The sequence below is a fragment of the Stenotrophomonas maltophilia R551-3 genome, assembly GCF_000020665.1.
Lineage (GTDB): Bacteria > Pseudomonadota > Gammaproteobacteria > Xanthomonadales > Xanthomonadaceae > Stenotrophomonas > Stenotrophomonas maltophilia_L.
Map to the genome: position 1 here is coordinate 3,355,695 of NC_011071.1, position 25,504 is coordinate 3,381,198.

Annotated in this window: 20 protein-coding genes; 6 read left to right on the forward strand and 14 right to left on the reverse strand. The window is 66.8% G+C overall.

From position 1 onward, the window contains the following. Nucleotides 1-65 precede the first annotated feature (65 nt). Both SMAL_RS15310 and SMAL_RS15315 read left to right on the forward strand, forming a co-directional pair. Complete coding sequence (locus SMAL_RS15310; RefSeq protein ID WP_012511834.1) at nucleotides 66-1,022, forward strand: L,D-transpeptidase family protein; 957 nt, start codon at nucleotides 66-68, stop codon at nucleotides 1,020-1,022. 4 nt (nucleotides 1,023-1,026) lie between these two features. Beyond that, nucleotides 1,027-1,698, forward strand: a complete 672-nt coding sequence (locus SMAL_RS15315; RefSeq protein ID WP_012511835.1) for a M23 family metallopeptidase — start codon at nucleotides 1,027-1,029, stop codon at nucleotides 1,696-1,698. Here SMAL_RS15315 and SMAL_RS15320 read toward each other — a convergent pair. The 5 genes from SMAL_RS15320 to hflK all read right to left on the reverse strand — a co-directional run bounded on the left by SMAL_RS15320 (nucleotide 1,634) and on the right by hflK (nucleotide 6,502). Then, on the reverse strand, nucleotides 1,634-2,302 hold the full coding sequence (locus SMAL_RS15320; RefSeq protein ID WP_012511836.1) for a hypothetical protein: 669 nt from the start codon (nucleotides 2,300-2,302) through the stop codon (nucleotides 1,634-1,636). The two genes, SMAL_RS15315 and SMAL_RS15320, sit on opposite strands and share 65 nt — an antisense overlap. Nucleotides 2,303-2,419: 117 nt before the next feature. Then, on the reverse strand, nucleotides 2,420-3,712 hold the full coding sequence (locus SMAL_RS15325; RefSeq protein ID WP_006383668.1) for an adenylosuccinate synthase: 1,293 nt from the start codon (nucleotides 3,710-3,712) through the stop codon (nucleotides 2,420-2,422). Between the two features lie 543 nt (nucleotides 3,713-4,255). Further along, nucleotides 4,256-4,441, reverse strand: a complete 186-nt coding sequence (locus SMAL_RS15330; RefSeq protein WP_005410640.1) for a DUF2065 domain-containing protein — start codon at nucleotides 4,439-4,441, stop codon at nucleotides 4,256-4,258. 67 nt (nucleotides 4,442-4,508) lie between these two features. Next, nucleotides 4,509-5,372: a protease modulator HflC gene (gene hflC, locus SMAL_RS15335; protein ID WP_006383787.1), complete on the reverse strand. Its 864-nt coding sequence runs from the start codon at nucleotides 5,370-5,372 to the stop codon at nucleotides 4,509-4,511. Next, nucleotides 5,369-6,502: an FtsH protease activity modulator HflK gene (hflK, locus tag SMAL_RS15340; RefSeq protein ID WP_006383788.1), complete on the reverse strand. Its 1,134-nt coding sequence runs from the start codon at nucleotides 6,500-6,502 to the stop codon at nucleotides 5,369-5,371. Before hflK ends, hflC begins: the two co-directional genes overlap by 4 nt. A gap of 153 nt (nucleotides 6,503-6,655) precedes the next feature. Here hflK and SMAL_RS15345 point away from each other — a divergent pair, with 153 nt between their 5' ends. Beyond that, nucleotides 6,656-7,651 (forward strand): YhdH/YhfP family quinone oxidoreductase, encoded by a 996-nt coding sequence (locus SMAL_RS15345; protein WP_012511837.1) that lies wholly within the window; start codon nucleotides 6,656-6,658, stop codon nucleotides 7,649-7,651. Between the two features lie 88 nt (nucleotides 7,652-7,739). Next, nucleotides 7,740-8,111 carry a twitching motility response regulator PilH gene (gene pilH, locus SMAL_RS15350; protein ID WP_005410644.1) on the forward strand — a complete coding sequence of 124 codons (372 nt, stop codon included), beginning with the start codon at nucleotides 7,740-7,742 and terminating at the stop codon, nucleotides 8,109-8,111. A gap of 98 nt (nucleotides 8,112-8,209) precedes the next feature. Here the strand turns inward: pilH and SMAL_RS15355 are convergent, their stop codons facing one another. Continuing rightward, nucleotides 8,210-9,097: a DnaJ C-terminal domain-containing protein gene (locus SMAL_RS15355; protein WP_012511838.1), complete on the reverse strand. Its 888-nt coding sequence runs from the start codon at nucleotides 9,095-9,097 to the stop codon at nucleotides 8,210-8,212. 261 nt (nucleotides 9,098-9,358) lie between these two features. Here SMAL_RS15355 and SMAL_RS15360 point away from each other — a divergent pair, with 261 nt between their 5' ends. Continuing rightward, a complete protein-coding gene (locus tag SMAL_RS15360; protein WP_006383828.1) occupies nucleotides 9,359-9,841 on the forward strand; it encodes a peroxiredoxin in 483 nt (160 codons plus the stop codon). A 29-nt stretch (nucleotides 9,842-9,870) separates the two neighbouring features. Next, nucleotides 9,871-10,446 carry a ferritin-like domain-containing protein gene (locus SMAL_RS15365; RefSeq protein WP_006383829.1) on the forward strand — a complete coding sequence of 192 codons (576 nt, stop codon included), beginning with the start codon at nucleotides 9,871-9,873 and terminating at the stop codon, nucleotides 10,444-10,446. Between the two features lie 113 nt (nucleotides 10,447-10,559). On the opposite strand, the gene pbpC is transcribed toward SMAL_RS15365, so the two are convergent. The 8 genes from pbpC to prpC all read right to left on the reverse strand — a co-directional run bounded on the left by pbpC (nucleotide 10,560) and on the right by prpC (nucleotide 25,477). Further along, complete coding sequence (pbpC, locus tag SMAL_RS15370; RefSeq protein ID WP_012511839.1) at nucleotides 10,560-12,941, reverse strand: penicillin-binding protein 1C; 2,382 nt, start codon at nucleotides 12,939-12,941, stop codon at nucleotides 10,560-10,562. A 64-nt stretch (nucleotides 12,942-13,005) separates the two neighbouring features. Beyond that, nucleotides 13,006-17,913, reverse strand: a complete 4,908-nt coding sequence (locus SMAL_RS15375; RefSeq protein ID WP_012511840.1) for an alpha-2-macroglobulin family protein — start codon at nucleotides 17,911-17,913, stop codon at nucleotides 13,006-13,008. A gap of 204 nt (nucleotides 17,914-18,117) precedes the next feature. After that, nucleotides 18,118-19,578 (reverse strand): bifunctional 2-methylcitrate dehydratase/aconitate hydratase, encoded by a 1,461-nt coding sequence (locus SMAL_RS15380; protein ID WP_006384082.1) that lies wholly within the window; start codon nucleotides 19,576-19,578, stop codon nucleotides 18,118-18,120. A 152-nt stretch (nucleotides 19,579-19,730) separates the two neighbouring features. Next, entirely contained in the window at nucleotides 19,731-20,909 is a 1,179-nt protein-coding gene (gene prpF / locus SMAL_RS15385) for a 2-methylaconitate cis-trans isomerase PrpF (protein ID WP_006384130.1), read from the reverse strand. 23 nt (nucleotides 20,910-20,932) lie between these two features. After that, complete coding sequence (locus SMAL_RS15390; protein WP_006384132.1) at nucleotides 20,933-21,259, reverse strand: type II toxin-antitoxin system RelE/ParE family toxin; 327 nt, start codon at nucleotides 21,257-21,259, stop codon at nucleotides 20,933-20,935. Continuing rightward, the gene (locus SMAL_RS15395) at nucleotides 21,246-21,503 is read right to left on the reverse strand and encodes a type II toxin-antitoxin system ParD family antitoxin (protein WP_006384133.1); all 258 of its coding nucleotides are present in this window, start codon (nucleotides 21,501-21,503) and stop codon (nucleotides 21,246-21,248) included. Before SMAL_RS15395 ends, SMAL_RS15390 begins: the two co-directional genes overlap by 14 nt. Before the next feature lie 100 nt (nucleotides 21,504-21,603). Next, a complete protein-coding gene (gene acnD, locus SMAL_RS15400; protein ID WP_012511841.1) occupies nucleotides 21,604-24,222 on the reverse strand; it encodes a Fe/S-dependent 2-methylisocitrate dehydratase AcnD in 2,619 nt (872 codons plus the stop codon). A 97-nt stretch (nucleotides 24,223-24,319) separates the two neighbouring features. Next, complete coding sequence (prpC, locus tag SMAL_RS15405) at nucleotides 24,320-25,477, reverse strand: bifunctional 2-methylcitrate synthase/citrate synthase (protein WP_006384137.1); 1,158 nt, start codon at nucleotides 25,475-25,477, stop codon at nucleotides 24,320-24,322. Nucleotides 25,478-25,504: the final 27 nt, after the last annotated feature.

Genomic DNA, 25,504 nt, shown 5'->3' on the forward strand with positions numbered 1-25,504 from the left:
GCCTTTTCACGCGGGCTGCTCGTGCTCGGCTGGCATGGTGGAAGGGCATTCCCTTGGAGCCCCCCATGCTTTCAGCCCGCGTCGCTGTGCTGTCCCTCACCCTGCTGTCGCCTGCTGCCTTTGCGCAGGTCGCGTCGCCCGCCCTGCCCGCCCCCATCGCCGAAAGGGCCGGCCCGGATGTCGGACCACGCTCCGCCCTGCACGCCCAGGTGCTGCTGGATCGCGCGAATTTCTCTCCCGGCCAGATCGATGGCGAAGTGGGCAGCAACCAGCGGCGCGCAGTGTCGGGCTTCCAGGCGGCGCACGGATTGACCGTAACGGGTGAAGTGGATGACCCCACCTGGAAGGCCCTGCAGGCTGATACGGTCGAGCCGCTGGCCAGTTATACGCTGACCAGCGAGGATGTCGCCGGCCCGTTCCAGGCCATACCGAAAGGCCCCGCCGCACAGGCCAGGCTGAAATCGCTGGGCTTCAGCAGTGTGGAAGAAGCCCTGGGCGAGCGTTTCCACGCCTCCCCTGAGCTGCTGAAGGCGCTCAATCCGGGCATAGATCTGGCCAAGGCAGGCAGCCGCATCCAGGTACCCAACATCGCCCCGGCGGCATTGCCGAAGGCGGCGAAGATCGTGGTCGACAAATCCGACTCCACCCTGCAGCTGCTGGACGCGCAGGGCAAGCTGATCGCGCAGGTGCCGGTGTCATCCGGCAGCCAGCACGACCCGTTGCCGATCGGGGAATGGAAGATCCTGGGCGTGTACCGCGACCCGCCGTTCCACTACAACCCGAAGCTGTTCTGGGATGCCCGCAAGGGCGAAAAGAAGGCCACGCTGCCGCCAGGCCCGAACAATCCGGTCGGACGGGTCTGGATCGATCTGTCCAAGCCGCATTACGGCCTGCACGGCACGCCTGAACCCGGCCACGTGGGCAAGACCGAATCACATGGCTGTGTGCGCATGACCAACTGGGATGCAGTGCGCGTGGCCGATGCAGTCGATACCTCGGTACCCGTGGTGATGCAGGAGTGAGCCGATGCGTCTTTCGCAGCTGATCGTGCTGGGTGTTCTGCTGGGGTTGGGTGCAGGCTGGTGGTTGCACCGCGATGCGAGTGGGCCGGTAGCCGCCTCGCTTCCGGAAGCAGCGCCGGGGGCCGCTGCGACGGTGAAGGAACCAGTAGCGCCTCGCGCAACAGCCCCACCCGGCGCCACTGCGCCGTCGGCCGCGCAGGCTGCGGATGCGCCGTCCGGCCTGCTGCTGCCGGTGCAGGGCATCCTGACCTCCCAGCTGCGCGATACGTTCACCGATGCACGCAGCGAAGGCCGCGTGCACGATGCCATCGACATCATGGCCGATACCGGTACGCCGGTGCTGGCGGTGGCCGATGGAACGGTGGAAAAACTGTTCGACAGCGAGCGCGGCGGCTTGACGATCTACCAGTTCGAGCCCAGCGGGCGCTGGTGCTACTACTACGCGCATCTGCAGCGCTACGCCGATGGCCTGGCGGAGAAGCAGGTGATCAAGCGCGGAGAGGTGATCGGTTACGTGGGCAGCACAGGCAATGCCAGTGACGATGCGCCGCACCTGCACTTTGAGGTGCACGTGCTGGGCCCGGAAAAGCAGTGGTGGAAGGGCGAATCGATCAATCCGTATCCGCTACTGAAATCGGCTGCTTCGATGCCCGACGCTGCCAACGCCGCAAGGTGATGGTGAATACCGCCAAGGCAGCCCCCGGAATCAGCAGGAACAGCGCGGCCACCTTCCAGAAAAAGAACGGCCACAACCACACATAGTCCAGGTCGGTCAGCTTCAGCACGTCCATCGGCGGCAGCAGTTCCACCGAGGCCACGCGCCCCGCCAGCGCGGGCTCGACCTCCAGAACGGTCACCCGCAGCCACGAACGCCCGCGCGGCAGCGCATCCCCCCGGCCATAACCGAAGTACGAGGCGGCAAATCCAGCAGGCTCAACCGATTCCAGCGCGCGGGTGATGCCGGAGCCCGGCACGCCCGAACGCGTTTCGGCGCGGAAGTCGGCCTGATCTGTCGGGGTTTCCGCGCGCAGGCGCACCTCAGGATCGATCGCCGTGGAAGTACCGTCATCCGCGTAACGCAGGCGCAGCCGCAATTGGTCATCGATGAAGCGGTAGACCGTGACCTCGGCCGTCGCACCCGGGCTCAGCACCAGAGGCAGCACCTGCGTGCGTGAGGCCATGTGGTTGGCGATCGCGCCCAGCACCAGCACCGCGCAGGCAAGCGCCCACAGGCTCCACAGCACCCACAGGGTGATCCGCACCACCGTTACGCCCTTCACGCTGACATCCGGGTCATCACGTCACCTCCCTGCTGGCCGTGCCGACACAGTAACGAAAAAGCCCCGCTTTCGCGGGGCTCTTCCTGTCACCTACGCCGGGCAGCGCCCGGCGCTACCTCAGGCGAACGGATCCTGCAGGACCATGGTGTGGTCGCGGTCCGGGCCGGTGGAGACGATGCTGATCGGGCAACCGGCCAGCTCTTCCAGCGAACGCAGGTAGGCACGTGCGGCCGGCGGCAGGTCGTCCCAGTTGGTGATGCCGTGGGTGTTCTCGGTCCAGCCCGGGAACTCCAGGTACACGGGGGTGCACTCTTCCCAGCCCTGCGCGTCCAGCGGCGCGTACTCGGTGCGCTTGCCGTTGTATTCGTAGGCGATGCAGACCTTCAGCTTTTCCATGCCATCCAGCACGTCCAGCTTGGTGATGCACAGGCCGCTGATGCCATTGATGGCCACGGCGCGCTTCAGCGCAACGATGTCCATCCAGCCGCAACGACGCGGACGGCCGGTCGAGGCACCGTACTCGGCGCCGCGGTCACGGATGCCCTGGCCGATTTCGTCGTCCAGCTCGGTCGGGAACGGACCACCGCCCACGCGGGTGGCGTAGGCCTTGGCGATGCCCAGCACGTAGTCGATCGAATCTGCGCCCACGCCGGCACCAGCCAGCGCACCACCCACGGTGGTGTTGGAGCTGGTGACGTACGGGTAGGTGCCGTGGTCGATGTCCAGCAGCGCACCCTGCGCGCCTTCGAACAGCACGCGCTTACCCTGCTTGCGCAGGTCGTGCAGGATGCCGGCCACGTCGGACTTCATCGGCTGCACGTACTCGCCAAAGGCCAGCGCTTCGTCGAAGGTCTTCTGGAAATCGACGGCGTCGGTCTTCAGGTAATTGGTCAGCACGAAGTTGTGGTAGTCCAGCGCGGTGCGCAGGAGCTCTTCCAGCTGCTTCGGGTAGTGCAGGTCGGCGATGCGGATACCGCGGCGCGCCACCTTGTCTTCGTAGGCCGGGCCGATGCCGCGACCGGTGGTGCCGATCGCCTTGCCACCGGCAGCGCGTTCGCGCGCCTGGTCCAGGGCGATGTGGTACGGCATGATCAGCGGCGCGGCCGGGGAGATCTTCAGGCGCGAACGCACTTCCACGCCGGAGGTTTCCAGCTCGGCGATTTCCTTCTGCAGTGCGGCCGGCGAGATCACCACGCCGTTGCCGATCAGGCACAGCGCGTCATCACGCAGGATGCCCGACGGGATCAGGTGCAGGACGGTCTTCTTACCGTTGATGACCAGGGTGTGGCCGGCATTGTGGCCGCCCTGGAAGCGCACGACGGCGCCGATTTCCTCAGTGAGCAGATCGACGATCTTGCCCTTGCCTTCATCGCCCCACTGGGCACCCAACACTACGACAGACTGACCCATGACGGGCTCCTCGATTTTGTAGCGGCCATCGGGGCCGCGGACGGGTAAACCGTGGCGGGGCTGGCCAGCACCTGGATGGCGGCTCCAAACGGGGAGCAGCCGGCGATGGAAGGCCCAGACACAGAAAAAGCCGGACGGGGAGGCCCGTCCGGCTTTTGTGCATTATCCGGGTTTCCGGGGTCCGGTGCCACCTTTCCGACGGGCGGCTTCACCGGCCGGTCAGGCGCCCCGCCCGGTGGTGCCGGCCGCTGGCCGGCAATGCCAACCAAGGTTGGCATCTACCAGAGCCGGGCCACGCATGTGCCGGCCAGTCAGACGCCTCCCGGTAGTGCCGGCCGCTGGCCGGCAATGCCAACCAAGGTTGGCATCTACCAGAGCCGGGCCACGCATGTACCGGCCGGTCAGGCGCCTCCCGGTAGTGCCGGCCGCTGGCCGGCAATGCCAACCAAGGTTGGCATCTACCAGAGCCGGGCCACGCATGTGAACGCAGGCGGCCGCTGGTGGGCAATCCCAGGTTGCCGGCCAGCGGCCGGCACTACCCTTTCAATGACGCGCCCACCACAGCAGGCTCAGGCCGGCCAGCAGCACCAGCCCGCCGAAGCTGCGCAGGGCTGGGCTGGGCAGGTCCAGCAGGCGCTCGGCCATGCGCTTCCAGGCGAACGGAGCGACGAACAGGAACAGGCCTTCCAGCACCGCCACCAGGCAGACGGCGGCGAACAGATCTTTCATGGGGGACTCCGGAAAAAGCACGGGGCCCGGCATCTGGCCGGGCCCCGTGGGGTACTGCCCTGCGACCTCAGCGGTCGTTCTTCAGGTACTGCAGGAACGGGTCATTCTTGTCGAGCACGATCACGCCGTTGCCGTCGGTCATGGAGCCACGGTAGGCCTCCAGGCTGCGGTAGAACGCATAGAACGACGGATCGGCCGAGCCGGCCTTGCCGTAGATGCGCGCCGCATCGGCATCGCCTTCACCGCGCAGGCGCTGCGCATCACGCTCGGCTTCGGCGATCAGCACGGTGCTGTCACGGTCGGCCTGGGCACGGATGGTCAGCGACTGCTCCTCGCCCTCCGCGCGCAGCTTGGCGGCTTCCTGCTTGCGCTGGGCGCGCATGCGCTCGTACACGTCGTTGATCACTTGGCTGTCGGTCGGCAGGTCCACCTGCTTGATGCGCAGGTCGATCATCTGCATGCCCAGCCCGGCCACGGCCTCGTTGATCCCCTTCAGCTGCTCGGCGATCAGCTCGCTGCGGTCGCCGGAGACCAGCTGCTGCAGGGTGCGCGAGTTGATCTGGTTGCGCAGCGAGTCGGTGATGATCGGGGCCAGGCGGGCGTTGGCCACGCGCGGATCGCCACCGGTGGCACGGAAGTAGTCACCCACGTTGGAGATGTAGCCGATGGCGAAGAAGTCGACGCTGACGTCCTTCTGCTCGGCGGTGAAGTAGCGCGCCGGGGCGGTGTCGAGCACCTGGAAGCGGCGGTCGAAGACCTTCACCGTTTCCACCACCGGCACCTTGAAGTGCAGGCCCGGCTTGATGTCCGAACGCACCACCTTGCCCAGGTTCAGGACCATGGCGGTCTGGTCCTCACGGACCACGTACACCGAGCCGAGCAGGCCCAGCACCACCGCCACGATCACGGCGATCCAGATAGGACTCTTCATCGGCTGCCCTCCTCACGGCCGCTCGGTCGCCCGGTCGGGCGGCCCACCGGCCGGCCCGGATCACGGGAAGCTTCCACCGCTGCGCCCGGCAGCGACGGCATCACCACCTCCGGATTGGTCACCCCCGGCGGGGCCGAGGTAGTGGGACGGGTATCGCCGGTCATCGGCACATAGATCAGCTGGCGGCCATCGCCACCGATCACCTTGCGGTTCTCGCTCAACACCTGCTGCACGGTCTCCAGCCACAGGCGCTTGCGGGTCACTTCCGGGGCGTCCTTGTACTGGGCCTGCAGCAGGCTGAAGCGCTGCGCGTCACCCTCGGCCTTGGACACCACGGCCTGCTTGTAGCCTTCGGCAGTGGTACGGGCACGCGAGGCCTGGCCTCGGGCTTCCGGCACGACCTTGGCGGCATAGGCCTGGGCTTCGTTGATCAGGCGTTCCTTGACCTGCTGGGCACCGTTGACCTCGTCGAAGGCCGGCTTCACTTCCTCCGGCGGACGGGCGTCCTGCAGGGTCAGGCCGGTCACGGTCAGGCCGGTCTTGAACGCCTTCAGCAGCGCCTGCAGGCGCTCCTCGGCGGCCACGGCCAGCGGGCCACGGTTGTTCAGTACCGCGTTGAGGTCGGCACGGCCGACTTCCTCGCGCACCGCGCTCTGCGCCGACTGCTCCAGCACCTGGTTGGCATCAACCGTGCCGAACAGGTACTGCTGCGGGTCGTCGATGCGGTACTGGACGTTCAGCGAGACGTTGACGATGTTCTCGTCGCGGGTCAGCACCGGCACCTGGATCGAGAACGTCTTGATCTCGGTGGCGTTGACCTTGGTGACCGATTCGATCGGCCACGGCAACTTGAAGTTCGGACCTGGGGTGAGGATGCGCGAGAACTGGCCGAAGCGCAGCACCACGCCACGCTGCTGTTCGCCGATCAGCTGGAAGCTGGAGAACAGCACCAGCAACACCACCGCTGCCGCCACCCAACGCAGGATGCCACCGTCGAACAGATCCTTCAGCGGCCCGGGCAGTCCGCCCCAGCCACCGCCATTGCCACCGCCGCGCGTGCCGAAAGGCCCACGTCGCTTGTCCTCGGGGCCTTGTCCGCCCTTGTTGCCGCCGGGTGTATTCCAGGCCATGCACGCTCCATCAAGATTTGGGCTGCGGCGCGGGCCCTTCCCGCAACGCCAGCCGTGAAACCATTACCGATCATACAAGATGGGGCGGACCGGCAGGATTGAAAGGGGCTCGACGGGGTAAGGTGGCGTTTTCCTCGAAGTCAGGCAACGCCGATGGCCCCCACCACCCCGTTTACAGCCTTCCGCATCGAAAATGACGATGCCGGTTACCGCGCCGGCCTGGCCCAGATCACTGTCGACGACCTCAACCCCGGCCAGGTGCTGATCCGCGCCCAGTGGTCTTCGGTCAACTACAAGGACGCGCTGGCGGGCACCGGCAAGGGCAGGATCCTGCGCCGCTTCCCGCTGGTCGGCGGGATCGATGTGGCCGGCACCGTGGTGGCATCCACCGACCCGGCCTGGCGTGAAGGCGATGCGGTACTGGCCACCGGCTGCGGCCTCAGCGAAACCCGGGATGGGGGCTACAGCCAGTACGTGCGGCTGCAATCGAGCGCGGTGATCGCGCAGCCGGCCGGGCTGAGCCCGCGCGAGGCGATGGTGCTGGGCACCGCCGGCTTCACGGCAGCGTTGGCCCTGCTGCGCCTGCAAGACAACCGGCAGACCCCGGAGCTCGGCCCGCTGGCAGTCACCGGCGCCAGCGGCGGTGTGGGCGCGCTGGCGCTGTCCATCTTCAGCCGTGCCGGCTACACGGTGCACGCGGTCAGCGGCAAGCCTGAGCAGTCGGACTTCCTGCGCGGCATCGGCGCCGCCGAGGTGCTGCCACGCTCGGCGTTGGCCGATACCGGCCCACTGCAATCGGCCCGCTTCGGCGGGGGCCTCGACAATGCCGGAGGCGACATGCTGGCCAGCCTGCTGGCGCAGACCGTGCCCTATGGCAGCGTGGTCAGCGCCGGCCTCGCGGCGAGCCCGAAACTGGACATGACGGTGATGCCGTTCATCCTGCGCGGCGTGTCACTGCTGGGCGTGTCCTCGGCCAACGCACCGCGCGGGCTGCGCGAAGCAGTGTGGGCGCGGCTGGGCAATGAGTGGAAGCCGCAACACCTGGACCGCATCTGTACCGCCGAAGTCGGCCTGGACGGCCTGCCGGCGGTGTTCGAGCGGATGCTGGCCGGCGGTTCGCTGGGCCGCACCGTGGTGCGGATCGACTGAACGTTGCAGGCAGGCGACGGACGGCAGATGCGGCCCTCCCACCGGTAATGAGCCCGCACTACACTGCGGGCATTACATGGGGAACAACATGGCACGCATTCTGATCGTCGACGACTCACCGTCGCAGCTGTTGGGGATACAGCGCATCGTCGAGAAGCTCGGGCACCAGATCCTGACCGCCACCGATGGCGCCGCCGGGGTCGAAACCGCCAAGGCCGAGCTGCCCGACCTGGTCCTGATGGACGTGGTGATGCCCAACCTCAATGGCTTCCAGGCCACCCGCACGCTTGCCCGCGACGAGGCGACCCGGCACATCCCGGTGATCCTGGTGACCACCAAGGACCAGGACACCGACCGCATGTGGGGCATGCGCCAGGGTGCCAAGGCCTACATCACCAAGCCGTTCTCGGAAGACGAGCTGTCCGAGGTGCTGGAGCGGGTGTTCGCCGGGCAGGGCTGAGACGCGCGCGGTAGTGCCGGCCGCTGGCCGGCAACCACGCATCACCGTCCCGGGTCATGAAATTGCCGGCCAGCGGCCGGCACTACCGCAAGGCATGCTCAGATTGACTCGCCGAACGCCTTGGCCAGATTGCGGTAGGCCTTCTTCTGCGCCTCGTCGGTCGCGGCCGGGGCCACGATCTCGATTTCAACAATCTGGTCGCCATCCGGGCTGCCTGGCAGCCCACGGCCACGCAGGCGCAGCTTGCGGCCGGCATCGGAATCGGCCGGAATCTTCAATTCCACCGCTCCACCCAGGGTCGGCACGCTGATGCTCGTACCCAGCGCGGCCTGCCACGGCGTGACCGGCAGCGTGTAGAGGATGTTGCGGCCATCGACCTCGAACTGCGGGTGGGCGGCGTATTCCACTTCCAGCAGCAGGTTACCGCCGTGGTTGCCCTGCCCGGCCAGCCGGATCACCTGGCCCGGGCGGATACCCTTGGGCACGCGTACATCCAGCTGCTTGCCGTTGACCGTGATGCGCAGGCTGTCGCCGCTGTAGGCCGCTTCCAGCGGCACCGACAGCTTGGCGCGGGTATCACGATTGGGCGCATGGCCCTGGCTGCTGAAACCCGGCCCCGGACCGGCACCGCCACGCTGGCGCGCGAACAGGCTCTCGAAGAAGTCACTGAAGCCGCCATTGGGGCCGCCACCGCCGAACACTTCCTCGAAGTTGAAGCCACCGGCACCACCGTAGTTCGGCGGTACGTTGAATTCCTCGCCCGGGCGATAGCCCTGTGCGCGCAGCTGGTCGTAGGCCGCGCGCTTCTCCGGGTCACGCAGCGCCTCGTAGGCCTCGTTGACCGCCTTGAACTTGTCTTCGGCCCCGGCCTCCTTGCTGACGTCCGGGTGGTACTTGCGTGCCAGCCGGCGGTAGGCGGTCTTGATTTCCGCCTCGCCCGCGCTCGGTTCCACCCCCAGGGTGGCGTAGTAATCCTTGAATTCCATCCAGCTACCTCGATCTGCTTCGGCCGCGCCGGTGGCGCCGCCCCGGGTTCATTCTACGCGCCGGCGATGCTACGCCGCCCCTCGTGCGGCCCCGGTGAGGCCGACTGATCCTGCGCAATGCGGCTGCCATCCCCATGCGCCACGCTGTGGCTGGAAGCCCCTGCCGCAAAGCCTGAAGATGGGGCCTGCACACGGGTTTTCCAATGTCTTGACGCCCCTGTCCCATCCGGCCCACTAGCCTGCCCCAGCAAGGAGTTCCCCATGACCATCCATGTCGGCGACCGCATTCCGGAAGTGACCCTCAAGCGCATCCGCGAGGGCATCGAAACGCTCGATACGCATTCGCTGTTCGACGCGCGCAAGGTGGTGCTGTTCGCCGTGCCCGGCGCGTTCACCCCGACCTGCTCGGCGCGCCACCTGCCCGGCTACGTCGAAAAGTTCGAGGCGTTCCGTCAGCGCGGTATCGACGTCTACTGCGTGGCAGTCAACGACCCGTTCGTGATGAAGGCTTGGGCGGCCGAACAGGACGTGCCCGCCGGCCTGATGATGCTGTCCGACGGCAACGCCGAACTGACCCGCGCGCTCGGCCTGGAACTCGATGCCAGCGCCTCGGGCATGGGCATCCGTTCGCGCCGCTTTGCCCTGTACGTGGTCGACGGCGTGGTGCGCGCGGCCTGGATCGAGCAGCCCGGCCAGTTCGAGGTGTCTTCGGCCGAGTACGTGCTGGAGCATCTGCCAACCTGATCTTTCACCGCAAGAGGAAACGGCCAGCCATGTCCACCAAGCCAGCCAAAGCCGCAAAGCCTGCCGCAAAGGTGCCCGGCATCAGTGACCGCAAGACCCTGCGCGAACGCGCGCGGCGCAACATCGAAGACGGGGCGATCACCGACAGCTACAGCGCCGACCGCAAGGTCGTGATCAAGCTGCTCAACGATGCACTGGCCACCGAGTACGTATGCGTGCTGCGCTACTACCGGCACTACTTCATGGCCAAGGGCATGTTGGCCGACGCGGTGAAAGCCGAATTCCTCGAGCATGCACAGCAGGAACAGGCGCACGCCGGCAAGCTGGCCGAGCGCATCGTCCAGCTCGGCGGCGAGCCGGACTTCAACCCCGACACGCTGACCGCGCGCTCGCATGCCGAGTACAAGGAAGGCAGCGACCTGCGCGACATGGTCCGCGAGAACCTGGTGGCCGAACGCATCGCCATCGACAGCTACCGCGAGATGATCAACTTCATCGGCGACCGCGATACCACCACCAAGCGCGTCCTTGAAGAGATCCTCGCGCAGGAAGAGGAACACGCCGACGAATTCGCCGACCTGCTGGATGGGTGGATCGGGGAATGATCCGGTAGATGCCCACCTTGGTGGGCGCTTCGCCGCGTGCCAACCAAGGTTGGCACCTACCAGAGCACAAAGGTGTTGTTGGCGCTGGACCGAGTGCCGACCAAGGTCGGCATCTACCTGAGAACGTTGAACCGCACCTGCGTCCACGCGCCATCGGCCGCCAGCGCGGTCAGGGTGTGTGCGCCCGGCTCGGCGAATTCGCGCTGCATCAACTGCGCGCCATGGGTCTGCGCGATCCAGCGTCCATCCAGCAACCAGTCCACTGCCTGCTCGCTGCCCAGCGCGCGCAGTTGCAGGCGCACGCCATGTTCGGCATTGGGTGCGCGCGCCAGGGTAGCGCCGTTGTTGAGACCGTCGATGTGCAGCGCCACGCTGGCATCGCGTCCGTCTTCGCGGCAATCCGGTGACAGCGCTGGCAACTGCGAGGCCTCGCGCGTGGCCTTGGGTAACCATGGCGACAACAGCGCCGGCCAGCGCGCGATCTCACGCGCGACTTCCTCATGCGGCAAACGGCAATCAGCAGATACACGCAGACCGGTCCGCGCATCGGCCAGGTAACGCTGCCGGCCCGGCTGCCAGCGCCGCGCCTCGCGCTCGGGGAAGGTCGGTGGTGCTGCGCCGTCCAGCAGGTAGGCCGACATCCGCCGCTGGCACAGTGCCGCGGGCAGCCCCTCGGCACGTTCGCCGGTCGGCCAGCAGATGTCTTCCTGGCTGACACTGGCCGGCATCGGCGCAGCAGCGGAATCGCCACGCTGGCGCGGCAGGCTGTCGACCACTTCGAACATCAGCGGCAGTGCAGTGACCGCACCGTACTGGCCCGGCAACGGCGTGCCGTCCGGTCGGCCCACCCACACGCCTACCGTGTAGTGGCGGGTGCTGCCAATCGCCCACGCATCGCGATAGCCATAGCTGGTACCGGTCTTCCAGGCCACGCGCGGGCGGCCACCGATATCGAAGGTACCGACGCTGTAGCCCGGTCGTGGGTTCGATTCCAGCATCTCGCGCACGATCCAGCTGGCGCCCGGCGACGCCAGGCGCCGCTCGATCATCGGTTCGTCATCGGTGTAGCGCACGCGTCCGGCAATGCCGTTGCGGTTCAGCGCCGCGAACGCGCCGACCAGATCTTCCAGCCGCGCGCCGGTGCCGCCCAGAATCAGTGACAGGTTGGGCGTGCTGCCCGGCGGGAAGCGCAGCTGGATGCCGGAGTGCGAAAGCCGTGCAGCAAAGCGCGCGGCCCCGACCCGCTGCAGCAGGTCCACCGAGGGCACGTTGAGCGACAGGCGCAATGCGCTGGACGCGCCGATCGGCCCATTGAAGGCCATGTCGAAATTGCCGGGCCGGTAGCTACCGAAACTCTGTGGCGCATCGACCAGCAGGCTTTCCGAATGGATCAAGCCATCGTCCAGCGCCATCGCATACAGGAACGGCTTGAGCGTGGAGCCCGGCGAGCGCCAGGCCTGCACCATGTCGACGTGGCCGAGCCGCTGGCGGTCACCAAAGGACAACGTACCGACGTAGGCACGCGCCTGCAGGGTCTGGTTGTCGACCACCAGCAAGGCCGCCGAAGTACGCTCGGGCAGCGTCGAGAAATAGCTGGCCACGCGCTCTTCCAGCGTGCGCTGCAGGCCGATGTCGATGCTGCTCTGGATGCGCGCCTGTCCTGGATGCGCCGAATGCAGTCGCTGCGCAAGCAATGCGGCATGCAGCGGCGGCCGCAGCGAGCGCGCCACCACGTTCTCGATACGCGCGTCCTGCACTTCTTCCGGCGTCCACGCGCCCAGTTCGGCCATGCGTGACAGCACCTTGTCCCGCGCCTTCTGCGCGGCTTCCGGGTGGCGGTCCGGGCGCAGCCGGCTTGGTGCCTGTGGCAGTACCGCCAGCAACGCGGCCTCGGCATGTGACAGCTGCGCCGCCGGCTTGCCCAGATAGGCCCAGCTGGCCGCTTCCACGCCCTCGATGGTGCCACCGTAGGGCGCGCGCTCCAGATACAGGGCCAGGATCTGCCGCTTGCTCAGGTGAACTTCCAGCTGCACCGCGCGCAGCATCTGCTTGAGCTTTCCCCAGGGCGTGCGCGTATGCGGGTCGAGGATGCGCGCGACCTGCATGGTCAGGGTCGAGCCGCCGGAAACGATGCGACCACCGCGCAGCAGCTGGCCGCTGGCACGCAGGATCGCCAGCGGGTTGATGCCCGGATGGCGCCAGAACCAGCGGTCTTCGTAGGTCAGCAGCGCCTGCAGGTACAGCGGCGAGACGCTGTCGATCGATGCCGGATAGCGCCACACGCCCTCGGCATCGGCAAACGCACGCAACGGCGTGCCGTCGGCGGCGACCACCAGGGTGCTGGTATCGCGTTGCTTCGGCAGCGGTGGCGGGAAGGCGAAATCCAGCACCAGCAGCAGTGCCAGCAGGGCCGCCGTACCCCAGCGCAGCCACGGCCACAGCGGCCGCAGCCAGCGGCGCAGGGCCGCCAGCCGGGTCGACATCGTCTTCTTCATTGCAGCGTGCCGGATTGGAGCTTGCCAGCGGGACGGGCCGCGCCCTCGCGGCCCGTCCGCGCGGTCACGGCTGTACCACCGTGATCGTGGTCGGGTTGCTGCGGCCGACGCCACGCAGCTGCGGCCGGTACATGTCCTCCACCAGCGGCGGCGGCACCGAGTAAGTACCCGGGGTCACCGCGCGCACCAGATAGAACACGTTGGCCTTGCTGCCACGCGAGAGCTTCAGCGCGGCCACATAGCGGTCGTCGCGGAACTCCTCATGCTTGGTGTCGGCGGCTTCACCGCGGTCGCTGATGGTGATGCCATCAACCACCACATCGGCCCACTGCTTGGCGTCGCCCAGATTGAAGTTCTCGATCTCCAGACCCGCCGGCAACAGGTCGGTCAGCAGGGCATCGGGCATCGTGGTGTCGGCGGTGACCGTCACGCGCACGATCAGGGCTTCGCCTTCCTTCAGCGGACGCGGCGACCACGGCTTGCCATCGGTGCCGTAGTAGCTGCGCTCAATGCCCAGCACACTGTTGTCCGGTGCCGGCGCGCTGCGCGGGATGCCGGCCACGTCGATGCTGGCGAACATCGGCGGCTGGCCCTGCGGGGTGAAGCGCACGCCGCTGGCCAGCTCACTGGCGCTGAAGTTGCGGCCGAACAGCTTTCGCTCGCCGATGGCTTCGGTGTTGCCACCAATCACCAGTTCACCGGCCACCAGTGCCTTCTGGTTGGCGGCCAGGGCCTTGCCAAGACGGGCGATGGCCACCTGCTCCTGCGTGCTCAGCCACATCCAGCCGGCATTGCGGCGCGCATCCAGGCCACGGCCGAGATCCACCGCACGCGCGTCCCACGCGGGCTTGGCCAGCTTGTTTTCGTGGGTCAGCGCGATCATCAGCGCGTCATCACGGATCGCACTGCCGTAGTCGCCGAAGTACGACGGGCGTTCGCTGCTGGACTTGGCGAAGGCCGCGGCCAGCGCGGCCTGACCGCGCTTGGCATCGCCCTGCAGCGACAGCGCCACGCCCAGATGGACCAGCGACAGGCCGCCGACCGCCTTGCTGCGCTCGTTGTCGTACAGCGTGCGCAGGGTACCCAGCGGCGCACGGTTGACCCGGGCCAGCACGTAGCCCGAATACGCCTGGTTGGCGAACTTCAGCTTTTCGCGGTCGTCCTGGCCGTAGAACTGGTTGCCACCGGACAACAGATCCTCGCTGAGACGGTTCAGTGCCTTCTGCAGCACGTTGTCGGGCACCGCGAAGCCGGCATCCTTGGCATCGAGCAGGAACTCGGTGATGTACGGGGTCAGCCACGGGTTCACATAGCCGTCGTCCCCCCACATCGAGAAGTTGCCATTGGCCACCTGCATCGACGCCAGGCGGCCGAATGCGCCTTCCATGCGCTCGCGGCGGGTCTTGGCATCCAGCCCGTCGGCACCGAGCATCGACGACGTCGCCTGGTCCAGGATCAGCGCGGCGTAGCCCTTGCTGGTGGTCTGCTCGGCACAGCCGTACGGGTAGTTCAGCGCGCCCTGCAGCGCACTGGCGAACGGGATCGGCGGCAGCGGGCTGACCAGCAGGCGGGCATTCACCGACTCGGACATCAGGCCATCGGTCAGGCTGTTGTCGAGACTGACCGCTGCCAGCGGATCCAGCGTGCGCACCTGCGAACGCAGCACCTGCGGCCACGCCGCACGCACCGGCAGCTCGTAGCGGCGATCAGCCTTGAAGCCGTTGCCGTCCACACGTACGCGCACCTTGGCCACGCTGTGGCCCTCACGCGCCGACAGCGGGAAACTCAGCGTTGTCTTGGCATCAGCATTCAACTGCACGCTGCGGCTGCCCTCGCCCAGGTTCAGCGGGCCTTCGCTTTCCACCTTCACGTTGAACTGGCCCGGCTTGCCGGTGAAGTTCTGCACGTCCAGGGTCACGGTGCTGCGGTCGCCCGGGGCGAGCACGCGCGGCATGCTGGCTTCGGCCAGGATCGGCGCGCGCACCACGGTTTCCACATCGCGCTTGCCGTACTGGTCATCGCTGTAGACCAGTGCCGACACCCGCAGCGTGCCGTTGAAGTCCGGCACCTTCAGGCGGATGCGGGCGATGCCCTTGGCATCGAGCTGCACCGGGCCGGAGAACAGGTCCACGGTCTGCACGCGCGCGGTCGGGCGCTTGGCCTGCGGCAATGCCTGCAACGCCATGTCGCCACCGAACTTCAGCTTGCCGGCACCGCCATCAAAGCTCTCGATCACCCGGCTGTAGATGTCGTAGGCATCGATGCCGAGGCGACGCTGGGCGAAGAAGTGCGCACCGGCATCGGGCACCGGGAAGCGGGTGATGTTGAGGATGCCCACGTCCACCGCCGAGACGGTGACGTGCGCCATCTTGCCGGCCAGCTGCGGTGCACTGACCGTCACCGGCAGGTCCTGCTCCGGGCGCATCTGCTTGGGCGCCACCAGGCCGACCGCCACGGTGCGGCCCTTGCGGTCCATCGGCACATGCACCACGCCCACAGCACGGGCCGGGGTGATCTTGCTCGGCGCGCTGCCGCCGCGGAACACCAGTGCGGTGATGTAGACGTCGTGGCGCTCCCAATCGGCGGTGACCGGAATCTTGAAGGTCGAACCCGGCTTGGCCTCGATGTCCTGCACGTACAGCATGCGGTCGGTCTCGACCATCAGGATGCCCTTGCCGGCATGCGGCGGGGTCACCGTCACTTCCAGGGTGTCACCGGCCTTGTAGCCGGTCTTGTCCAGGCCCAGCTTGACCTTGTCCGGGCGTGCATCCAGGCCACGGTTGTCATCGCCCCAGCTCCAGCCGGCGCGGAACGGGTAACGGCTGGTCAGGCCGGTGGACGGATCGAACACGTCCACCCGGTACTCGCCCCACTCCACCGGGAAATCGAAGGCGACCGCGCTGCTGCCGGCATCGACGGTGCGGGTTTCCTTGTTCTCGAAACGGCGGGTGAAATCGTAGTCCCAGCGGTTGTCGTTGAAGGTCCAGTGGTAGTCGCGCAGTTCGCGCACCAGGGTGATCTTCAGGCCATTGGCCGGCTGCGGCTTGCCGGCGGCATCCACGCGCATCAGCTCGAAGCGCGCATTGCCGTTGGAGTCGGCACCATCCTCGGGGTTGAACAGCGGGCGCACGCCAACCAGCGCGTTGGCCGGCCACATCACCCGCTTCAGGGTACGGGTGACGGTACGGCCACCGGTTTCATACAGGCTGCCGGACAGCACCACGGCGATCGGTGCCTTGGCCTTGGCGGCCTCTTCCGGCAATGCCACATCCTCACGCAGCTGGCCGTTGCCCGGCAGCGTGGAGTCGATCACGTCCTTGGCTTCGCGCGGCAGCTGCAGGGTCGGGTCACCGAAGAAGTAGCCCGGCAGGCCTTCGACTGGCTGCTGTTCGGCGGCCACCGCCATGCGCGCAGTGAAACGGTTGCCGTCGGCCGGCGCACCGTACAGGTAGGCACCATTGGCCTGCAGGCGCAGGTCCTCGCCCGGCTTCAGCGTCTTCTGCGCGCTGTCCAGGTCCAGCTTCATGCGCTCGGGCAGGAACTCCTCGATGCGCAGGGTCATGCCCTGGATCGCTTCCTTGCTGGCCGGATCGGTGCGGAACTCGACCTGCCAGCGCCCGGTCGGCGCCTCGGCGGGGATCACCTGCTCGAAGTTGATGTAGCCCTGCTCGCCCGGCTGCAGGCGGGTCTCGCGGAAGGTCTTGCCGTCGGGCTGCTTCAGGCGCAGGAACACCGGCTGTGCCTTGACCGGCTTGCCATCGTTGTCGCGCAGCAGGGCGGACAGGCGCACGGTCTCGCCCGGGCGGTACAGGTCACGGCCGGACCAGGCGTAAACGTCGAACCAGGCATTGTCACGACCGGCCACGGCAAATTCGCTCAGGTCCAGCGCCGGCTGGTTGAACGGCAGGAAGCTGGTGTCCTTGCCCGTGCTGGCGACCAGCACGTGGGTGGCATCCAGCGTGTAGTTCAGCAGCGCATTGCCGTTGCCGTCGGTGCTGCCCTTCAGCACCACCTCGCCCTTGGCGTCGAGCACGCGCAGGTCGATGCCCTTCAGCGGCGCACCGTCCTTGAGGCCGGCGGTGTGCACGAACAGCTTGTCCTTGTAGGCGCGGGTATGCAGGCCGATGTCGCTGACCGAGAAGAACGCGGTATCGAACTCGCCTTCATAGTCGCCGGTACGCTTGAGCAGGGCGAAGTACAGGCCTGGCTCCTGCAGTTCCTTGATGTCCTGGGTCGGCAGGTAGGTCAGCACCCGCTCGTTCTTCTTGCCACCAAGGATGAAGCGGTTGACGTAGACCGGCTCGGCCAGCTTGTTGATCGGGCTGCGCTCGTAGTCACTGCTCAGCTCCCAGCTGCCGCGGCGGCCACCGCGCTGGTACTGGCTGAAGAAAGTCGGCAGGTCCTTCTCGCGCACGCGCAGGAATTCAACATCAACCTCGGGCACGTTCACCGAGACCACCGGCAGGCCACGGCTGTCCTTGGCCGGCAGAACGCTGCCCTGCGAGGCGAAACCGACCACCGGCTTCAGCTCGCCGCTGAACACCTTCTGCTTCAGTTCCTTGCCCAGGCGGCTGCCATCGGCGGCCAGCAGGTCCGGCGAGACCACCAGGCTGAACTCCTTGCCAGCCTCGACGAACGGGTAACGCAGGGTCAGGCCGTCATCGGACAGCGTCCAGCTGCTGTCGTCGGTGCCGACCTTCTCTTCGAAGCGCACCAGCTTGTCGAAATCCTGGGTGCCGACCAGCGGGCGCGAGAACTCCAGCGCCAGCGACAGGCCTTCATTCTTCCGGTCCGGGTAAGCGCGCAGCAGGGTGAATTCCTTCACCTGCTCGGCCTTGGTGGTGATGGCCTCACCGCTGCTCTTGGGCAGCTGCCCGCTGTCGTTGCGGCAGCCGGCCAGGCCCAGCAACAGGCCTCCTGCCAGTACCGCCGCCGCCCATCCCCACCGCTTCCGCCGTGCCGGACCGCTCATGTCGTCACTCCTTGATCGAGGTGGCCATTATAGGCAGGCCGCGTCAAGGTGTTGACGCGAATTCGGCAGGAATGCATCGGAACGGTCGCACCGGGCCGCGCCCGGCTGGATCGGATCCGTGCCGACCAAGGCGGTCCCGATAGCCGCCAACCTTGGTTGGCGTTGGGCCCGTGCCAACCAAGGTTGGCACCCACCAAAGCGTTGCTACCCCGGCAGGTACAGGTCCACGTAATCGGTCACCGGCATCGCCGCCAGCGCCACCGGGTCCAGCGATGCCGCCAGGATGCGCTGCTGCTGGGCGGTCGGGAAGCGATGGGCCAGGTGCCGGCGGAACTTGTCCTTCAGCAGCGGAATGCCTTCCTCGCGGCGCCGGGCATGGCCGAGCGGGTACTCCACCAGCACCTCCGGCAGTTCGCTGCCATCGTTGAAGCGCACGCTGAGGCCGTTGGCGATGCTGCGCTTGTCCGGGTCCAGGTAGTCGGCGCTGAGCTGCGGATCCTCGTGGCAGGCCATCTTTGCGCGCAATGCGTCGATGCGCGGATCGGCGGCGACGTCGTCCTCATAGTCCTCGGCCACCAGCCGCCCATGCAGCAGCGCGATGGCGATCATGTACTGCACGCAGTGGTCGCGGTCGGCCGGATTGTGCAGCGGGCCCTGCTTGTCGATGATGCGGATGCAGGCGTCCTGGGTCCGGATCGCGATGTGTTCGATGTCCTCGGCGCGCCGCCCGGCCACGCGCAATTGCTGGTGCAGCGTAATCGCTGCCTCCACTGCGGTCTGGCCGTGGAACTCGGCCGGGTAGCTGATCTTGAACAGCACGTTCTCCATCACATAGCTGCCCAGCGGTCTCTCCAGCGTCAATGCCTGGCCATGCATGGACACTGCCTCGAAGCCCCAGGTCGGTGCACTGAGCACGCTCGGATAGCCCATTTCACCCGTTGCCGCGATCAGCGCCAGGCGCACGCCACGGCTGGTGGCATCGCCGGCGGCCCAGCTCTTGCGCGAGCCGGTGTTGGGCGCGTGCCGGTAGGTCCGCAGCGCCTGGCCATCGACCCAGGCCAGCGACACTGCATTGAGCATGCGTTCGCGATCAAGCCCGAGCAGCTGCGCTACCACGGCGGTGGTCGCCACCTTGACCAGCACCACATGGTCCAGCCCGACCCGGTTGAACGAATTCTTCAGCGCCAACACGCCCTGGATCTCATGCGCCTTGATCATCGCCAGCAGCACGTCCTGCACGGTCGGCGGCGGGCGGCGCAGGGCCTGCGCATTGCGTCCCAGCCAATCGCAGACGGCGAGGATGCCGCCGAGGTTGTCCGACGGGTGGCCCCATTCGGCGGCCAGCCATGTGTCGTTGAAATCCAGCCAGCGCACCATCGCGCCCAGGTTGAAGGCGGCCTGCACCGGGTCCAGCACGTAGTGCGTGCCCGGTACGCGCGCGCCGTTGACCACGCTGATGCCCGGCACCAGAGGACCGAGCAGCTTGCTGCAGGCCGGGAAGGACAGCGCTTCCAAACCGCAGCCCAGCGTGTCGAGCAGGCAGTGGTGCGCGGTCTGGAACGCCAGGGGTGAGTCGATGCGCGCGTCGCGCACGTAGTCGACGATGTCCACCAGCAGCGCATCCCACGCTGCACGCTCGTTGGATGGGGTGTGGTTATCGGACATCGTCGATCTCCTCTTCAGAAAAGCAGGTCAGGCCGCGCCTCCCGGTAGTCGCCAACCTTGGTTGGCGCTGGACATTGCCCGGGCGGTGCCAATGCCATGCCAACCAAGGTTGGCATCTACCGAAGCGTGTGATGCCAGCGCCGACCTGCTGGTTACTCGGCCGGCACCCGCACCTTGCCTTCCATCAGCACGCGGGCGCTGCGGCTCATGATGGCCTTGGTCACCGTCCACTGGCCGTCAACGAGACCGGCCTGCGCGCCCACGCGCAGCGTGCCGGAGGGGTGGCCGAAGGTCACCGCCTCGCGCTCGCCACCACCGGCCGCACGATTGACCAGAGTGCCCGGAATCGCCGCGGCAGTGCCGATCGCCACGGCGGCGGTGCCCATCATCGCGTGGTGCAGCTTGCCCATCGACAGTGCGCGCGCATGCAGGTCGATGGCCGAGGCCGGAATGGCCTTGCCGCTGGATGACACATAGTCCTGCGCCGGCGCCACGAAGGCGACCTTCGGCGTGTGCTGGCGGGTTGCCGCATCTTCCAGGTTCTTGATCAGACCCATGCGCAGCGCGCCATGCGCGCGGATGGTCTCGAACTTCTGCAGTGCGGCCTTGTCCTCATTGATCGCCGGCTGCAGCTCGGTGCCGCTGTAGCCCAGATCGGCAGCGTTGAGGAAGATCGTCGGGATGCCAGCGGTGATCATGGTCACCTCGAAGCTGCCCACGCCGGGCACTTCCAGGGTATCGACCAGATTGCCGGTCGGGAACATCGCACCCGCATCGCCGTCATCGGACGGATCGATGAATTCCAGCTGGATCTCGGCCGCCGGGAAGGTCACGCCGTCCAGCTCGAAATCGCCGATCTCCTGCACTTCGCCATCGCGCATCGGCACGTGGGCGATGATGGTCTTGCCGATGTTGGCCTGCCAGATGCGTACGGTGCACAGGCCGTCACGCGGTACCCGGGCCGGATCGATCAGACCGTTGGCGATTGCGAACGGACCCACCGCAGTGCTGAGATTGCCGCAGTTGCCGCTCCAATCGACGAAGGCGGTGTCGATCGCCACCTGACCGTACAGATAGTCGACATCGTGATCCGGCACAGAGGCAGTGGAGATGATCACGCACTTGCTGGTGCTGGAGGTGGCGCCGCCCATGCCATCGGTCTGCTTGCCATACGGATCGGGCGAACCGATCACGCGCATCAGCAGCGCGTCACGCGCGGCGCCCGGCACCTGCGCGGCCTCGGGCAGGTCCTGCAGGCGGAAGAACACGCCCTTGCTGGTGCCGCCGCGCATGTAGGTGGCGGGAATTCGGAGTTGCGGAAGAAAATTCATCGTCGGATCCAAGCGTTTGGATTTCAGGAAATGTCTTGCATCAGTGCGTCAAGGCCACGATCAACGCACCACACCCGCATGACGTCCACGCGGTCCGGCAGATCGAGGTAGTAGACGAGATAGCGTTCAAAGCCCGGAACCTGCATGAAGCGCAGGAGTGCCGGCAACTGTGCGGCGAGGTCGGCATGGCGGACGGAACCTGACGCAGGGAACATCGCAATACGTTGAAGCGTGGCCTCCAGCTCGGCGAGAAAGCGCTGACCCAGTGCCAGCCCTCCCTGTCGTGCGTACCACAGCGCGGCGTCGGCTGCGTCTGTCTCGGCCCGGGGCCTCCATTCAATCGCCTTCACGCTCCATCCTTTCGGTCAGCTCGCGACGCATCCGCTCGAATGTGGCCGCAGTCACCGGAACGGCAGGCCCAGAAGCCAGCCCCTCGGCAATCAGCTGCTTGAGCAGCTCTTCAGCCTTGCTGCGCTGGCGCTGGCGGATCAGGTCACGCACATAGTCCGACGTGCTGGAGTAGCCGCCTTCGCGCACTTCTTCGTCCACGAACTGCTTGAGCGGATCGGTCAGCGAAATGTTCATGGTGGCCATGAAACTCTCCTTTGGCAGTTTTTGCCAAGTCAGTGTGCGCCCTGCCCTGGTGTCGGACAAGCCCGCCCCCGGCCTCCGGGGGCAGGCATTCAGTCCGGCATCACGCCACCTTGGCGCCTTCCAGGAAGTCCTGGGCGAAGCGCTGCAGCACACCGCCGGCTTCGTAGATCGCCACTTCCTCGTCGCTGTCCAGGCGGCAGGTGACCGGCACGATCACGTCCTGGCCGTCGCGGCGGTGGATGACCAGGGTCAGGTCGGCGCACGGGGTGCGCTCGCCGATCACGTCGAAGGTCTCGGTGCCATCGATGCCCAGGGTCAGGCGGGTGGTGCCCGGCTTGAACTCCAGCGGCAGCACGCCCATGCCGATCAGGTTGGTACGGTGAATCCGTTCGAAGCCTTCGGCCGCGATCGCCTCCACGCCGGCCAGGCGCACGCCCTTGGCGGCCCAGTCACGCGAGCTGCCCTGGCCGTAGTCGGCACCGGCGATGATGATCAGCGGCTGCTTGCGGTCCATGTAGGTTTCGATCGCTTCCCACATGCGCATGACCTTGCCTTCCGGCTCCACGCGCGCCAGCGAACCCTGCTTCACGCTGCCGTCGTCGTTGCGCACCATCTCGTTGAACAGCTTCGGGTTGGCGAAGGTGGCGCGCTGCGCGGTCAGGTGGTCACCGCGGTGGGTGGCGTAGGAATTGAAGTCCTCTTCCGGCAGGCCCATCTTCGCCAGGTACTCACCGGCGGCACTGGACGCCAGGATCGCGTTGGACGGCGACAGGTGGTCGGTGGTGATGTTGTCCGGCAGCACCGCCAATGCGCGCATGCCAGACAGCGTACGCTCACCGGCCAGCGCGCCCTCCCAGTACGGCGGGCGACGGATGTAGGTGCTATGCGGGCGCCAGTCGTACAGCGGGCTGACCGCCGCACCGTGCTCCACACGCACGTTGAACATCGGGTTGTAGACCTTGCGGAACTGCTCGGGCTTCACCGAAGCCTTCACCACAGCATCAATCTCGGCATCGGTCGGCCAGATGTCCTTCAGGCGCACCTCGTTGCCATCGGCATCCACACCCAGCACGTCCTTCTCGATGTCGAAGCGCACGGTGCCGGCGATGGCATAGGCGATCACCAGCGGCGGCGAAGCCAGGAAGGCCTGCTTCGCATACGGGTGGATGCGGCCATCGAAGTTGCGGTTGCCCGACAACACGGCGGTGGAATACAGGTCACGGTCGATGATCTCCTGCTGGATCGCCGGATCCAGCGCGCCACTCATGCCGTTGCAGGTGGTGCAGGCGAAGGCGACGATGCCGAAGCCGAGCTTTTCCAGGTCCGGCAGCAGGCCGGCCTCTTCCAGGTACAGCTGCACCGCCTTCGAGCCCGGCGCCAGCGACGACTTCACCCACGGCTTGCGCAGCAGGCCACGTTCGTTGGCCTTGCGCGCCAGCAGTGCGGCGGCGATCACGTTGCGCGGGTTGGACGTATTGGTGCAGCTGGTGATGGCGGCGATGATCACCGCGCCATCGGGCATCAGCCCCTGCGCCTGCTCGGCCTTGCCCGCTTCCAGCTTGGCTTCGTCGGCGATGCCGCGCTCGGCCAGCTCGGCGGTGGCCACGCGCTTGTGCGGGTTGGACGGGCCGGCCATGTTGCGCACCACGCTGGACAGATCGAAGCGCAGCACGCGCTCGTACTGTGCGGTGGCCAGGTCATCGGCCCACAGGCCGGTGGTACGAGCGTAGTTCTCCACCAGCGCCACCTGCGATTCCTCGCGGCCGGTCAGGCGAAGGTAATCGATGGTCTGCCCGTCGATGTAGAACATCGCGGCGGTCGCGCCGTACTCCGGGCACATGTTGGAAATGGTGGCGCGGTCACCGATGGTCAGTGCCGCGGCACCCTCGCCGAAGAATTCAAGCCACGCACCGACCACGCGTTCCTTGCGCAGGAATTCGGTCAGGGCCAGCACCACATCGGTGGCGGTGATGCCCGGCTGAGGGCGGCCACTCAGTTCGACACCGACGGTGTCGGGCAGGCGCATCCAGGACGCGCGGCCCAGCATCACGTTCTCCGCTTCCAGGCCGCCCACACCAATCGCGATCACGCCCAGCGCATCCACGTGCGGGGTGTGGCTGTCGGTGCCCACGCAGGTATCCGGGAAGGCCACCCCGTTCTGCACGTAGATCACCGGCGACATCTTCTCCAGGTTGATCTGGTGCATGATGCCGTTGCCCGGCGGAATCACGTCCACGTTCTCGAAGGCCAGCTTGGTCCAGTCGATGAAGTGGAAACGGTCTTCGTTGCGGCGATCCTCGATGGCGCGGTTCTTCTCGAACGCCTGCGGATCGTAACCACCGCATTCCACCGCCAGCGAGTGATCGACGATCAGCTGCACCGGCACCACCGGATTGACCTTAGCCGGATCACCACCCTTGTCGGCGATCGCATCACGCAGGCCAGCCAGGTCGACCAACGCGGTTTGGCCGAGGATGTCATGGCACACCACGCGCGCGGGGAACCAGGGGAAATCCAGGTCGCGACGGCGCTCGATCAGCTGCTTCAGCGAATCGGTCAGCGTGGCCGGATCACAACGACGCACCAGGTTTTCGGCCAGCACGCGCGACACGTACGGCAGCGTGGCATAGGCGCCCGGCTGGATCGCATCGACAGCGGCACGCGCGTCGAAATAATCCAGCGAGCTGCCGGGGAGGTTCTTGCGGTAATCGGTATTCATGGGCTGGCGGAGTGCTTGAGGCGGGCCGGGTGCCGGCGGTGCGGCGGCGAAAGCATCCGGCCGGCACGCGGCCGGCCGGATGGGTACAGCAGGTGGATCAGACGCGCTTGTCGATGGCGACGAAGTCGCGGTCTTCCGGACCGATGTAGTTGGCGCTCGGGCGGATGATCTTGCCGTCGATGCGCTGCTCGACGATGTGCGCGCTCCAGCCGGCGGTGCGGGCGATCACGAACAGGGGGGTGAACATCGCGGTCGGCACGCCCATCATGTGGTAGCTGACGGCGCTGAACCAGTCCAGGTTCGGGAACATCTTCTTGATGTCCCACATGACCGTTTCCAGGCGCTCGGCAATGTCGTACATCTTCAGGCTGGACTGCTCTTCGGACAGCTCGCGGGCCACGTCCTTGATCACCTTGTTGCGCGGATCGGACACGGTGTAGACCGGGTGGCCGAAACCAATCACCACTTCCTTGCGCTCCACGCGGGCCTTGATGTCTTCCTCGGCCTCGTCGGGATTGTCGTAGCGCTTCTGCACCTCGAAGGCCACTTCATTGGCACCGCCATGCTTGGGACCGCGCAGCGCACCGATGCCACCGCAGATCGCGCTGTACATGTCGCTGCCGGTGCCGGCGATGACGCGGCAGGCGAAGGTGGAGGCATTGAATTCGTGCTCGGCGTACAGGATCAGCGAGGTGTGCATCGCCTTCACCCACGAATCCTGCGGCTTCTCGCCATGCAGCAGGTGCAGGAAGTGACCTCCGATCGAGTCATCGTCGGTTTCCACGTCGATGGCACGGCCGTTGTGGCTCCAGTGGTACCAGTACAGCAGCATCGAGCCGAGGCAGGCCATCAGCTTGTCGGCGATGTCGCGCGCGCCCGGATGGTTGTGGTCGTCCTTTTCCGGCGACACGCAGCCGAGCACGGACACGCCAGTGCGCATCACGTCCATCGGGTGCGCCGACGGCGGCAGCTCTTCCAGCGCCGCCTTCACCGCGGCCGGAATGCCACGCAGCGACTTCAGCTTGGCCTTGTACGAAACCAGCTCGGCGCGGGTCGGCAGCTTGCCGTGCACCAGCAGGTAGGCGATTTCCTCGAACTCGCTGGTGTTGGCCAGGTCCAGGATGTCGTAGCCACGGTAGTGCAGATCGTTGCCGCTGCGGCCCACGCTGCACAGCGCAGTGTTGCCGGCAGCAGTGCCGGACAGGGCGACGGACTTCTTCGGCTTGAAGGTCGGGGTTGCGGTCGTATCGTTCATGTTTTCCCTCCGAAAACTGATGGTGCA